10 protein-coding genes are annotated in these 12,982 nt (G+C 58.1%); 6 read left to right on the forward strand and 4 right to left on the reverse strand.

All coding sequences use genetic code 11. The features are described 5' to 3' along the window. The first annotated feature begins 25 nt into the window (after window positions 1-25). Entirely contained in the window at window positions 26-1,363 is a 1,338-nt protein-coding gene (locus ACN0TA_RS03340; RefSeq protein WP_417579794.1) for a TolC family protein, read from the forward strand. A 72-nt stretch (window positions 1,364-1,435) separates the two neighbouring features. Here ACN0TA_RS03340 and ACN0TA_RS03345 read toward each other — a convergent pair whose 3' ends face one another. Beyond that, entirely contained in the window at window positions 1,436-2,317 is an 882-nt protein-coding gene (locus tag ACN0TA_RS03345) for a hypothetical protein (protein WP_417579796.1), read from the reverse strand. A 91-nt stretch (window positions 2,318-2,408) separates the two neighbouring features. After that, the gene (locus tag ACN0TA_RS03350; protein ID WP_417579798.1) at window positions 2,409-4,607 is read right to left on the reverse strand and encodes a PQQ-binding-like beta-propeller repeat protein; all 2,199 of its coding nucleotides are present in this window, start codon (window positions 4,605-4,607) and stop codon (window positions 2,409-2,411) included. Between the two features lie 272 nt (window positions 4,608-4,879). On the opposite strand from ACN0TA_RS03350, the gene ACN0TA_RS03355 reads away from it, so the two are divergent. Next, on the forward strand, window positions 4,880-5,497 hold the full coding sequence (locus ACN0TA_RS03355) for a hypothetical protein (RefSeq protein ID WP_417579800.1): 618 nt from the start codon (window positions 4,880-4,882) through the stop codon (window positions 5,495-5,497). Window positions 5,498-5,515: 18 nt separating this feature from the next. Here the strand turns inward: ACN0TA_RS03355 and ACN0TA_RS03360 are convergent, their stop codons facing one another. After that, window positions 5,516-6,412: a LysR family transcriptional regulator gene (locus ACN0TA_RS03360; protein WP_417579803.1), complete on the reverse strand. Its 897-nt coding sequence runs from the start codon at window positions 6,410-6,412 to the stop codon at window positions 5,516-5,518. A gap of 100 nt (window positions 6,413-6,512) precedes the next feature. Here ACN0TA_RS03360 and ACN0TA_RS03365 point away from each other — a divergent pair, with 100 nt between their 5' ends. The 4 genes from ACN0TA_RS03365 to ACN0TA_RS03380 all read left to right on the forward strand — a co-directional run bounded on the left by ACN0TA_RS03365 (window position 6,513) and on the right by ACN0TA_RS03380 (window position 10,852). Next, window positions 6,513-7,709: an acyl-CoA dehydrogenase gene (locus ACN0TA_RS03365; protein ID WP_417579805.1), complete on the forward strand. Its 1,197-nt coding sequence runs from the start codon at window positions 6,513-6,515 to the stop codon at window positions 7,707-7,709. Continuing rightward, window positions 7,709-8,857, forward strand: coding sequence for a CaiB/BaiF CoA transferase family protein (locus ACN0TA_RS03370; RefSeq protein WP_417579807.1), 1,149 nt, complete (start codon window positions 7,709-7,711; stop codon window positions 8,855-8,857). The genes ACN0TA_RS03365 and ACN0TA_RS03370 overlap by 1 nt, the downstream gene beginning before the upstream one ends. Before the next feature lie 173 nt (window positions 8,858-9,030). Next, window positions 9,031-9,459 carry an FKBP-type peptidyl-prolyl cis-trans isomerase gene (locus ACN0TA_RS03375; protein ID WP_417579809.1) on the forward strand — a complete coding sequence of 143 codons (429 nt, stop codon included), beginning with the start codon at window positions 9,031-9,033 and terminating at the stop codon, window positions 9,457-9,459. A gap of 190 nt (window positions 9,460-9,649) precedes the next feature. Continuing rightward, entirely contained in the window at window positions 9,650-10,852 is a 1,203-nt protein-coding gene (locus tag ACN0TA_RS03380) for a GNAT family N-acetyltransferase (RefSeq protein WP_417579811.1), read from the forward strand. A 239-nt stretch (window positions 10,853-11,091) separates the two neighbouring features. On the opposite strand, the gene ACN0TA_RS03385 is transcribed toward ACN0TA_RS03380, so the two are convergent. Beyond that, entirely contained in the window at window positions 11,092-12,921 is a 1,830-nt protein-coding gene (locus ACN0TA_RS03385) for a glycosyltransferase (protein WP_417579813.1), read from the reverse strand. Window positions 12,922-12,982: the final 61 nt, after the last annotated feature.

A 12,982-nucleotide genomic window follows, 5' to 3' on the forward strand; every position in this document is an offset into this window, starting at 1 on the left:
CTTCCAGTTCAAAGAGGCCGACCCCATGGCAAAACGATCCTTCATTCGCTGTTTTGCGCTGGCGAGCGCATTGACCCTGACCACACCTGCTTGGGCAGAGAGCCTTTCTGACGCCATGGCGTACGCGTATGAGAACAATCCGCAGATTGCCGCTGCGTTCTTGTCTGTTCGTTCTGCGCAGCAGGGCATTCGGTCCGCCGAAGGCGCCCGCTTGCCCAGCATTGCTGCAGAGGCGACATTGGGCGCCTCCTGGAGCGGCCTCACCGATGATTGGAGCGCGAGCGACAGTATCGGGCTGGGCTATAATCAGACGTTGTTCGACAACAATGCTTCCGATGCGGCAATTTCGGCTGCCGTCGCTCAGTACGACGCGGCTGTGTATGGGGCAAAAAATGCCGAACAGAACGTGCTGTTGTCGGTTGCTCAGGCTTACGTCGATGTGTTGACCAACCGGCGCGTCGCAGCAATCCGTCAGGACACTGTGGGCTTTGTTGCAGCGCAGCTGCAGTCCGCTCGCGATCGGCTGGAGGTTGGTGAGGGTACACAGCTCGATGTGTCCCAGGCGGAAGCTTCCCTGGCCAGTTCCCGGGCCGCGGCAGCCGGTGCCGTCAATTCGCTGCGTGTTGCCGAATCCAATTATCAACGCCACGTTGGCAAGGCACCCGGGACACTCAACGCGCAGTACGGGTATGCAGCATTACTGCCGTCCAGCCTTGAGGACGGTTTGGCAAGGGCGATACAAGCGCACCCGGCGCTACTGGCGACAGCCGCGCAGCTGCGCGCTGCGCAGTTTGGCTATGAGCAGACGCTGGCTGATTTTGGCCCAAACCTGTCTCTGAGCGGGAGCCTAGGCGCCGGAGGTTGGACTGGCGGCACTGTGCAGCCGAGCGCTTCGATTTCGCTGCGCCTGAGCGTGCCGATTTATACCCCGACACGCGATCCGGCTGTTGAGCAGGCAAACATCGGCCAGATGCAGTCTCAACTCGAAGGGATGGCGACGCGAGACCAGATTGTTGAAGCTGTGCGTCAGGGCTGGGCCGGAATGCAAGCGGCTACCGCCCAGATCGAAGCGGCAACGGCTGCGGTTGCCGCCGGACGCATCGCTCTGAACGCGACAATCGAACAAAATGAGCTTGGCCAATCCACGACCCTCGATGTGCTCAACGCCAGGGCCTCGGTCGCCGGTGCCGAGGAAATGTTGATATCGGCTCAGGCGCAAAGAACCATCGCGGCCTATTCCCTCATTGCTGCATCCGGCGCTTTGGGTGCCGAGCAACTTGGGCTGACAGCTACGGTACCCGTAGCAGGCTCTATGACGGAAGCCGCGGCCGCGCCCGCCGATGCATGGGGTAATTTGCGCTAGTGCAAAAGAGAACGCTGGCTCTGGCGGCGAGAGGCCGCCAGGGGCAAAGGTCTTTGCTGGTGATTGAATAACCTACTGGAGCCCACCCGGCTGAGTGGGGATGGTGTCCATGCCGGTATCAGCCAGAAGCGCAGCAACGGTGCCATCTTCGACCATAACGGTGATGGCCTCGTCCAGCAGTGTCCGCAAATAGCCGTTGCGCGACAAGAGCAAGCCGCCGATTTCGATATTGGCGCCAATTTGATCTGCCAGCGGGCGTATGAAAATGTCTCCGGCGATTGGGTTCTCATTCTCAAACTTGGCCAGCGTCGGGCCATACAGCACCATGCCTGAGATTGTTCCATCAAGAAGGCGCGTGACCATCAGGTCTGTTTCACCATACGGCAGAGCAACAAGGCGCTGCTCGGCGGGCAGGGTCGCAATATAGCGGCTCAGTGCGGCAAATCCGAACGAGCCGACTGGAGCGCCGACCCTGTTGCCGCCTTCAATGTCACCCAGTCCATCGATTGTTTCGTCCGCAACGGCCAAAACATAACTGAATCCAACATAGGGACGCGTCGAAATGAACTCGACGGGGTACATGTTTGCAGCCAGCCCCATGCCTAGCATGACGTCGCAATCATTGGTGAGGCTGACAAAGAGATCTTCGGCAGCATATTCGCCCCCGATACCGTAATTTGCACCAAGCACAGTGAACTCTGCATTGACCAGCAATTGTTGCGCAGCAGCTTCAGCCAGTGCGCGGTCGAATGCTTGCGTCGGGGAGCCATCATATTGGCAGAAGCGGATGATGTTACCTGTTGTCAGCCGCCAGGACTCGAGGAGTGAGCGGTCGACATTGTTGCTGACCTGTCCAGCTGCCGAACCTGCACTGGCGAGCCCCAAGGCAAATGCCAGGGCGGCTTTGGGCCAGTGGCGAGACCGCGAAACGGCAGTAGCTACAACATTATTCATGGTTCACCTCTCAGCGCTATGTCTGGCGGAACAAAAGCAGGGCCCCGGGAAAACAGTTTCCCCGGGGCCCCATAACAATTCAACGCGATCGTCAGTCCTGTGAGGGCAGACGGAACACGTGGATCGAGTTGCCGCCCAAACGAGGCGCTGCAAGGCCCGGTGTCAGGTCAGCATGGGTCTGGTTGCTCTGACCGGCAGCGATAACGAGATACTGCACGCCATCGACCTCATAGGTCACAGGTGTGCCGCCGATCGGTGCCTGCAGACGCTGCTGCCATACAACTTCGCCGGTCTCGTCGTTCATTGCCTTGATGTAGCGGTCAGCGTCACCGACGAAGATCAGGCCACCCGAGGTTGCCAGGATCGAGGAGGTGAAACGCGGACCCTGCTGCACGTCAAATCCGTCGACGCCGTCGACAGCGTTAAGAGCATGCAGTGCGCCGACGCCGGTTGCATCCGGAGCCAGGCTGGTGCCGAACGACTGGAAGAAGCCCATTGACGTGCCGGGTGCAGCTTCGCCGAATTCGCGCGGAGCGCTGGTCTGGCAAGTGTTTGCCGCAGGGAGGTAGAACAGGCCCGTATCGGGGCTGTAGGCTGTGGCCTGCCAGAGACGACCGCCCGGAATAGCCGGACAGAAGGTGATCGATTCACCAAACTCGGTTGGGATGATATCGACATTGGCGGTAACACGTCCGGTCTCCTGGTCGATATCGGAAACGACGTTTTGATAGATCGTTTCAGTGGCCCAGATGAATTCGCCTGTTGCCGCATCAAGCCCGAACGTGATGCCGTTCTTGCCCGGTGTGGTGACGATCATCTTGCGCATTTCGCCATCGACTTCAGCGTCGATGATCATGCGTTCGAACGGGGAATCCAGATCCCAGTTGTCGCGCGGCAGGTGCTGGAAGTACCAGACCAGCTCGCCTGTATCGGCATCAATGGCCAGAGTGGAGTTGGTGTAGAGAACATCGTTATCCCCTGTGCCGCGGGTAATTTCCGCGTACGGGATTGGCATGCCTGTGCCGTAGAAAACCATGTTCAACTCGGGATCATAAGACCCGGTCGCCCAAGGGGTTGCGCCCCAGCGGTTTTCCTGAGGGACGCCGCCCCAGCTTTCCTCGAACGCAGGATTGCTGTCATCGGCCAGAGTATTGAAGCGCCAGAGCTCTTCGCCGTTGGTTGCATCATGTGCTGTGATGTAGCAACCGCCAACGGTGCCAACGATCGAACAACCCGAAGTTCCGGTGAAGATCTTGCCATCGGCGATCAGGGGGCCGGCGGTAAAGCTGTAGCCCTTTTCCCAGTCATTGACCTGAACTTCCCATTCGACCTGTCCGGTCAGGGCGTTCAGCGCAATGAGCTTGGCATCGACAGTGGTTACGATGACGTTGTCACCATACAACGCGACAGAGTTTTTCTGACGCATCGCCTGGTTGTTGTGATAGCCGCCTTCAAACTCCGGTCGGCTGTGGGCATACGACCAGATAAGGTCGCCGGTCACTGCGTCTAGGGCCTCGACATAGTTGTTGTTGGTGGCAACGAACATGATGCCATCATGGATGATCGGCACGACTTCCTGTTGCCCGACTTCGCCCAGAGCCCAGCTCCAGGCGACTTCGAGATCTTCGACAGTATCGCGATTGATCTGATCGAGTGGGCTGTGGCCCCAATTGTCCACTGTGCGGCGCCACTGCAGCCAGTCTGCCGGATCTGGATCGATCAGCATTTCGTCGGTGACCGGTGTATAATCGCGCTCTGCGTCGGAAACCAACGTGACCACCGACGGCGGAACTTCGGCTGCGACAGGCGCTGTCGCTTCCGGTGTCGCCTCGGCGGCTGGCTCGGCTGCTGCGGGGGCATCGTCAGCCGGCGCGGCTTCGATGCTGCGCGGGTCGATTTGCGCAAGAAGTTCGGGGTCTGCCGGCAGTTCCTCGGTGCCTACGGGGTAGCCGTTTTCCGAAAGGAGATAAGCCACGATGTCGGCATATTGTTGCTCTGGCAGGCTGCCCGGCGCATTGGCTGGCATCGCCGTAGAGATGAAATTGAAGAACAGCGAGGCGTCCGGATAGCCTTGGAGCGATTGCACAATGTCCTGGCCATGGCAGCTTGAGCACTGCTGGGCATACGCAGCTTCGCCGCGGGCAATCTGTTCGGCAGTCGTGTAGTCCTGCGCTGAGGCTGTAGTACCCAGAAGGGCAGCCAGCGTAAGGGTGGTACCCGACAACAGGAGTTTCAGGCCGAAGCCGGGAGCCTCCTGTTGTCGTCTGTAGGTGTTCACCGTGTCGGTCACTTTATTCTCCCTGATAGTATCGTCGGTCATGGAAGCGCTGACAGGAGTACGCTCCTGTCCTTCGCAAACGACGTTGCCGCAAAAAAATGGTGGGATTTGACAGCAAGCTTGGGCTGGCGGTTCAATCCGGACCTGTCATGACCGGGAGAGTATCGCACTGCTCTCGATACTTTTCCAGACCTTGATCTGCATTCATGTTTGCTGCGATGGTTACCCGTCTCTTATTGACCGTCAGCAAAGGGCCGGTGACAGTCAAGCTACGGAATCAGCAAGTGAATTTTCTTCCCGATCTGTCATTTCAGCGCCTTGTCTATCAGCTTTTCGCAGCAATCGTAGTGCTGACGGCTCATGGCGTTTTTCTCGCGCTTGGGGCGCGGCTTCTGGGGGATCGCGGGCCGCAATATGACGGTCGGCTTGGTTTGAACCCGTTTTCGCAAACAGACCCGATCGGTGCGCTTGTCATGATAGCGACGCAGCTTGGTTGGGTGCGTCCCGTTACGCTCGATCCCGGCGTTATGATTGCAAAACGATTCGGTCCACTCCTTGTTACTGCCCTGGCACTGCTTGGCACCATCGCGCTTGGGTGGTGTTGCTGGCAGTTGCGACCGCTTGCCTATTCAGTACTGGGAGGAGGGTCGGCTGGCGTAACGGTCATTGGCCTTCTCGAAGTGACTGCGGGAGCCTCGCTGGCGTTTGTGATCATCAATTTGATTCCAATCCTGCCATTGAGCGCCGGTCACCTCTGGATGGGACTGGGGCCATCGATCGCAAGCGCGGTGCATCGGTTTCGAATGCCGATCAGTATCGTCCTGGCACTGGCAATCCTGGCCGGGATAGGCCCTTATGTTCGTGGCCTTGTCGTCGGGCCATTGTCGGGATTTTTTGGCTAGACGCGGAACTCTGCCGTATCAACTCTCGCTCGGAGCTTCTGACATCAACCAGTCACGAAAAGCGATGAGAGGGCGGTAGGTTTCACGGGCTGGCGGCCAGGCAAGCCAGTATGATCCGGTGCCGGCAACAGCTGGCTCAAGCACCGGCTGCAGTCTGTCGGCGGCAATCTCGCCCAGCGCTATGTAGTGAGGCAAGAGTGCGACCCCCAGCCCTGCAATGGCTGCCTCGATCATCAATGCAAACTGGTCGAACATCATCCCTGAGACGGGAAGGGCCTGTGTGCCCTGGCCCATGAACCATGCGTTCCAAGCCAATGGGCGGGTTTCGAGTTGAAAAAGCTGTAGCCCGGCCAATTCATCGGGGGACGAAATCGGTTGCCGATCAAGCAGGCCCGGCGCCGCGCATGCTGTTACGCGTTCGTCAAACAAACGCATGTGACCGGCATCTACGGCGTCTCCTGCTCCAAAATAGATCATCGCATCGAATCGTTCAGCTGCAAAATCGATGGGACGGATGCGGGTTGAGAGATTGATCGTAACGCCCGGATGGGTTGCAAGAAATCCACCAAGTCGTGGGGCGAGCCAACGGGTGCCGAACGCGGGAAGAACGGCAAGCGACAACGCGCCACCTCCCAGGTCGGCGGCTGTTCGCATTGAAGCCCGCTCGATCGCATCGAGGGCTGCCGCAATGTCACGTGCATAGTCGATGCCCGCAGGTGTCGGCAGCAACCGCTTGTTTTGGCGCAGGAACAGGGGACGCCCCAATTGCGCTTCGAGCGAAGCAACCAGGCGCGAAATCGTGCCCTGTGAGAGATCGAGGGCCTTGGCTGCCGCGGTGGTGGAGCCGGTTCTTTGAACGGCCTCGAATGCGGCGAGCTGGGCAATTGAAGGAAGATAGCGGCGTTGGCGGCCCATTATCTATGCACTTTATACATCAACTTAAGACGAAATAGGATTTTCGCCGGCGAAAGTCCATGGTTATGATGCCCAAAATCGATATGTCCGTGGAGAAATCATGACCGAAAGCCAAGACCGCAACAGCTTCAATTGGTCGGATCCGTTTCTTCTTGATGAGCAGCTTTCCTCGGAAGAGCGCATGATCGGTCAATCCGCCGCTGCCTTTGCAGCCGATAAGCTGGCGCCGCGCGTCGCCGATGACTATCTCGATGAACGTGTCGATCCGACGATCTTCGCAGATTTCGGCGCGGCGGGACTTTTGGGTGCTACGGTGCCTGAGGAGTATGGTGGGCTGGGCGCGTCTTATGTCGCCTACGGCTTGATTGCGCGAGAAGTCGAACGTGTCGATTCTGGATATCGCTCGATGATGAGCGTGCAATCATCTTTGGTCATGTATCCGATCCTTGCCTATGGCTCTGAAGATCAAAAGAAAAAATACCTTCCAAAGCTGGCGAGCGGCGAGTGGATTGGCTGTTTCGGGCTGACCGAACCCGATGCCGGCTCTGATCCGGGCGGCATGAAAACCCGCGCCGAAAAGATCGACGGCGGCTACCGCTTGCATGGGTCCAAGACCTGGATATCCAATTCTCCGATCGCAAATGTCTTCATAGTTTGGGCGAAAAGTGTCGAACATGGCGGCAAGGTGCGTGGCTTTGTGCTTGAAAATGGCATGAAGGGGCTGTCCGCGCCCAAGATTGGCGGCAAGCTCTCTTTGCGCGCATCGGTCACCGGAGAAATCGTTCTTGAAGGTGTGGAAGTTGGAGAGGATGCTCTGCTGCCCAATGTCGAGGGCATGAGCGGGCCGTTCGGCTGTCTCAACCGTGCACGTTATGGCATCTCCTGGGGGGTCATGGGGGCGGCCGAGGATTGCTGGCACCGGGCACGCCAATATGGCCTGGATCGCAAACAGTTTGACCGGCCGCTGGCAGCAACGCAGCTGTTTCAGAAAAAGCTGGCCGACATGCAGACCGAGATTGCCCTCGGTCTTCAGGCATCTTTGCGCGTGGGCAGGCTCATGGATGAGGGGCGGTTTGCGCCAGAAATGATTTCAATCGTCAAGCGCAACAATTGCGGCAAGGCGCTCGATGTTGCCCGACTGGCGCGCGACATGCACGGCGGCAATGGCATCCAGATAGAATATCACGTCATGCGGCACGCCCAGAATCTTGAAACGGTCAATACCTATGAGGGCACCCATGATGTTCACGCGCTGATTCTAGGGCGGGCGCAAACCGGACTGCAGGCGTTCTTCTGATGCTGGGCGAAACGCCGCTGGCCGGACTGCGGGTGGTGGAGTTGGCACGGATTCTAGCCGGCCCCTGGCTGGGCCAGACACTGGCCGATCTTGGTGCTGACGTCGTCAAAGTCGAAAGCCCGGAAGGCGATGATACACGCCGTTGGGGACCGCCTTTTGTCGACCGCGATGATGGTCGGGGCGGAACCGAAAAGGTCGCAGCCTACTTCCATGCAACGAACCGCTCGAAGCGCTCGGTAGTCTGCGATTTTCATGACGCAGCGGACCTTGAACAGCTCAAGGCGCTGATCGCCGATGCCGATGTGCTTGTCGAAAACTTCAAGGTTGGTGGACTTGATCGGTATGGCCTTGACTATTCGAGCCTGGCGAAACTCAATCCGCGATTGGTCTATGTCTCGATCACCGGGTTCGGCCAGACAGGCCCAAGAGCCCGCCAGCCCGGCTACGACTTTCTTATCCAGGGCATGAGCGGTGTCATGGATCTGACCGGTGATCCTTTGGGTGAGCCACAGAAGGTCGGCGTCGCCTGGATCGATGTGTTCACCGGCCTTTATGGCGTAATCGGTGTCCAGGCTGCCTTGGCCGAACGTGAGCGCTCGGGCAAGGGCCAGCATATCGATCTGTCGCTCCTTGACGTGGGAGTCGCGGTTCTCGCCAATCAGGCAATGAACTTCCTCGTTTCGGGAAACAGCCCGACCCGGATGGGCAACGCGCACCCGAACATCGTTCCCTATCAGGTGTTTCCCGTCTCCGATGGGCACCTGATTGTCGCCTGCGGCAATGACAGGCAGTTTGCCGCTTTGTGTTCTGTGCTCAATATCCCGGCTCTGGCGGTTGACCCACGGGCGGCGACCAATGCCGACCGCGTAGCCAATCGCAAAATTGTCTGCGGTATGCTGGCGGTGGCGACAGCGACACAGCGCAAGGCCGAACTGATCGCGGCGTTGGAAAGTGTCGGGGTTCCTTGTGGACCCATCAACACAGTGGCAGAGGCGCTCTCAGAGCCCCAGGTCGACGAGCGTGGACTCAGGATCACGCCTGAAGGCGTGCCAGGCATTCGTACACCACTGAGCTTTTCACGCAGTCATCTGGACCTGCAACGGGCCGCACCTGCCCTGGGAACCGGGGCGTGGAGTTGGAGGCCATAAACAGCATGGAGCCAATCGTGGCCCACGCGGTTTACATCTCGTGCCTCATGCCTACATTGGGGCAGCGGTTCGCGGGAAATACTCGGCGGACCTTCGCCGGATCTGTCTTTATGACCGCCTTGAGCGCGCGCGGCGACGGATCCTGAGCAAACACAAGTGAAAAAGGACACAGCATGACCCAGGCAAAGCACGGGGATACTGTGCGCATCCATTACACTGGACGGCTCACTGACGGCACCCAGTTCGATTCCTCAGATGGCCGCGATCCCCTCGAATTTCAGCTCGGCTCCGGCCAGATTATCAAGGGCTTGGATGAACAGGTTCAGGGCATGGATGTCGGCGCCAAGGAAACTGTGACCATTCCTGCCGACGCAGCCTATGGCGCTCATCGCCCCGAAGGGGTGCAGAGCGTGCCGCGTACCCAGATTCCTGATGGCGTAGACACGTCTGTTGGCGCCCGGCTTCAGGCGACTGGCAATGATGGCCAGACAATGGTCCTTACTGTTGTCGATACCGCCGATGATGCAATCACCGTCGATGCAAACCATCCGCTTGCGGGCAAGGACCTGGTGTTCGAGGTCGAATTGGTCGAAGTACTCTGACCGTTCAATGGTCCGGGCCAAGTGTCCGGGCCATTTTCCGCATTGATGATAAGTGCCCCTTTACCATTACGCAGGTTTCCCGGCACTCAACCGGACAAGATGTGTGCCGGTTCAGGCTTTCCCAAGAATTTGCCGACAAGGTCGCAGCGCCAACAATAGCGCGTATACCAGGCAACGGACGGCCCAATCCATGACAGCGGCAACAGATATCGGCGATCTTGCGACGACAAACCGGTCACCACAGGTAATCATTCACGATTCAATCGCGAAGGCCGAACCAGTATGGCGCAATCTGCAGGATATCGGCGCCTACAACCCCTATCAGAATATTGATTGGATCAAGGCCTATCTCGAAGCTGGGTTTAAAGAACACACGCGGTTCTCGATTTTGACGATCATGGATCACGATCGCCCCATTGCGCTGTTTCCATTCGAGATCACGCGTAAATTCGGTCTGCGGGTCGCCCAACTTATCGGAATGGAGATATCTAACGGCGATGCGCCCGTGTTCGATCCGCAATATGGACATCTTCTAACGTCCAAGGCGATGCGCGCTTATTTGGCGCTGCTTCCAGCCGACATCGTCAATTTTCATTGTGTAGCGGCCAAGGTTGGCCAGCATGCAAATCCTCTAGCAGAGCTTGGTGGCAATCCTTCGCCCGACAATTTCTACTTCAACGCCCTTGAGCCGGGTGACGCGCCGTTTATCGAAAAATCCTTGCCTCACAAGCGGCGCACCAATATCCGCCGCTCCCAGCGTCGGCTCAATGAAGGCTTTGGTACAGTCAGGCTACATCGCGCCCAGACACCCGACGAGGTCGACACCATGCTAGAGGTCTTTCTCGACCAGCGGGGGCGGCGTTTTGTGCAGATGGGGGTCGAAAACATCTTCGAGCGCGCCACGTTCAAGCAAATGTTTCGGCAGTTAGCCCTGAACGGGCTGGGACAGTCCAGGCCGGCAATGAGCTTACACGCTTTGTATGCGGGAGAGGCCATCGTGGCCACGAGCGTCGGCACTTACGGGCCAACGCATTACTCGCAATACATAAACTCGACTGACTATGGCGACGCATCGCGCTATTCGCTTATGGGTGTTACCCTTTCTGCGTTGGTCGATGAACTGCGTGCAGATGGGATAACCAGCCTTGATATGGGGCTGGGTGACTTCGACTACAAAACAGATTGGACGCATCGCCACTCAGTGTACGATATCGTGCTTCCGGTTTCCGTACTTGGTCAGGCTGGTGCACCGATGTTGCGCGGCGCACGGTTGGTCAAGCGAAAGATCAAGCAGACGCCGTCGCTCTGGAAGCTGGCCCGCACCGTCCAATCGGCGATAGTTTGGGCGCGTCGCTCGCTGTCTAGTTCCCTGCGAGCCGGGCGAACCCCCTGAAGATCTCCAGCGCGGGCCCTAGAAGCGAAATGACCAGAGCGACGGTTCCGGCTGCGGCCAGCAAATTGGCCCGGTGATGCATTTTGGGTGACGCCTGTTTTTTGAAACCCGGTGCGTCGGCCGGTTTGGTCTTGTTCACCCGCATCGCTCCCTGCAGCACTCACTCATTGTGAGGGTGCGAGAGCAGCTCCGCTATTGGGAGGTTTGCTTATGTGCAGTTTGCATACACCGCGACCTGGCTACTGATTTGGAACGGGCCCACCCTTGTGTCGCGTCTTGGACCAATGATAGGGGCGAAAAATCAGCTCATAAGCAGCGATCATCACCGAGCACCACGCCATCATCCAATAGGCGGGGAGGGCAAACAGCCACGGAGCTATGTTGTTGCGATCGATCCTTTCAAGACCGATGAGACTGATGACGACCGCGCCAGCATATCCAAAGAGCAAGGTGCAGAGGCTAAATACCATCCAGATATTGGTGCCACCGAACACGACTAGATCGTGGACCAGGCTGGCGAGCGTGATGACAAGAAATATCCCGTGCACCGACTGGGAAAGCACCATGCCGCCGACGAATATGTAAAAGGCCATGAGGTTGGCCCACCCCAGGTCGCTCAGTAATTTTGTCGGGCGTGCCGAATGGACAAGCAGCGTCTGCATCCAGCCCTTTACCCACCGCGAGCGCTGACGGATCCAGACCAAAGCCGTCTCGGGGGCCTCCTCTAGCGTTACCGTCGCAAGGCTTTCCACGCGCAGGCCAAGTCTGGCCATACGTATGCCAAGATCGGCATCCTCGGTAACGTTGAAGGCATCCCAGGCCCCGATGTTTCGCAACGTCTCAGTCCGGAAGTGATTCGAGGTGCCCCCAAGGGGTACGGGAAAGCCCGCCCGACCTATGGCCGGCAGTAACACGCCGAAATGTCCCGCGTATTCAGCTGCAAACAGGTTGGCTATCCAGCCGCGCGATTTTTCGGAAATAACAAGCTCGCCCTGCAGGCATTCAAGCGTTTCATCCTGCGCAAAAAGACTGGCTGCGGCGCGCAACTGGCCGGGGTCCGGGATGTCTTCAGCGTCGAAAACAACGACGTGCGCGCCACGAGCCAGTGGAAGCGCGTAGTTGAGCGCCTTGGGTTTGGTGAAGGGCCGAAAACGGGGAACCACGATCAGCGAAAAACGCAGGTCGCCCAATTGCGATTGGGCTGCGCGCACAGTTATCGGACTCGCATTCTCGACAACAAATTTGATGTCCAGTTTTTCCGGTGGGTAATCGAGCGCTTGGAGCGCCCGGGTGATCTGAGGCACCATATGGGCTTCGTCACGCAAGGGAACGAGCACAGTGTAGACCGGGAGATCTTGGTCCTCGAGAAGACGTTCGGGTTTGAGCGCTTCATTGCCGTTGAAGGTGAAGGCCGCCCATATGCGAAAAGCCGACGGCACAGCCAGTGTCAGAGCGAAGACCGCAAGCAAAGGCGACAAGATGTCGAAAACGGGCAGGGCAGCAAGCAATGTGCACACTGCTATAGCCGCCACAAAACCCACCCTTACGCTCATAGGGAGATCGAGATGGGCGCTGGCGATTGGAAAACGGCGCGCCAGACACTGCAGGGCATTTGACGCAAGCGGCTCGGGGTTGATCTGTGCAATAGCGCTATCGAGCGTTGCCGGCGAAACTATGCATAACCTTCGACGCAGGCTGGAATCTTCGTTGACGCGCGCGGCCAGTCCTTCAAGATGGGTAAACCCCGGAGAGAGGAACACTGTTTCTTTCCCCGCAAACCGTCCCCGGATAGAACGCATTCCAGAGAAGCGATCGACATTCACATTGGCATCGAATGGCAGCAGGAAAGGTGTAATGTCTGTCCGGTATGGAACACCGAGTATAGCAGCAGCTTGTCTGTAGGGCCGTTCACGATCGGTCTGGTCCAGCGCTGCCAGAACCTCTATGGGATCGGCACCGATACGATGAGCACGATCAAAAATTGCATCAGCTACATGACGGTCATCTCCCGGCTTCGCAGCCAACGCCTGAGCAAGTTCGACATTGTCAAACCGACGCACAACGTTCATATGCCCCACCCCCAAGCCGGAGATTAGCAAGTGTTTCTTCGGTCGACCACTAAAATAATCA

It is taken from the genome of Pelagibacterium sp., from assembly GCF_048264985.1.
In the GTDB taxonomy this organism is placed as follows: Bacteria; Pseudomonadota; Alphaproteobacteria; order Rhizobiales; family Devosiaceae; genus Pelagibacterium.

Bases quoted from the DNA above. Each gene is read 5' to 3' on its own strand.
- ACN0TA_RS03340 (WP_417579794.1), top strand. From the start codon at position 26: ATGGCAAAACGATCCTTCATTCGCTGTTTTGCGCTGGCGAGCGCATTG.
- ACN0TA_RS03345 (WP_417579796.1), bottom strand. From the start codon at position 2,317: ATGAATAATGTTGTAGCTACTGCCGTTTCGCGGTCTCGCCACTGGCCC.
- ACN0TA_RS03360 (WP_417579803.1), bottom strand. From the start codon at position 6,412: ATGGGCCGCCAACGCCGCTATCTTCCTTCAATTGCCCAGCTCGCCGCA.
- ACN0TA_RS03365 (WP_417579805.1), top strand. From the start codon at position 6,513: ATGACCGAAAGCCAAGACCGCAACAGCTTCAATTGGTCGGATCCGTTT.
- ACN0TA_RS03370 (WP_417579807.1), top strand. From the start codon at position 7,709: ATGCTGGGCGAAACGCCGCTGGCCGGACTGCGGGTGGTGGAGTTGGCA.
- ACN0TA_RS03375 (WP_417579809.1), top strand. From the start codon at position 9,031: ATGACCCAGGCAAAGCACGGGGATACTGTGCGCATCCATTACACTGGA.
- ACN0TA_RS03380 (WP_417579811.1), top strand. From the start codon at position 9,650: ATGACAGCGGCAACAGATATCGGCGATCTTGCGACGACAAACCGGTCA.
- ACN0TA_RS03385 (WP_417579813.1), bottom strand. From the start codon at position 12,921: ATGAACGTTGTGCGTCGGTTTGACAATGTCGAACTTGCTCAGGCGTTG.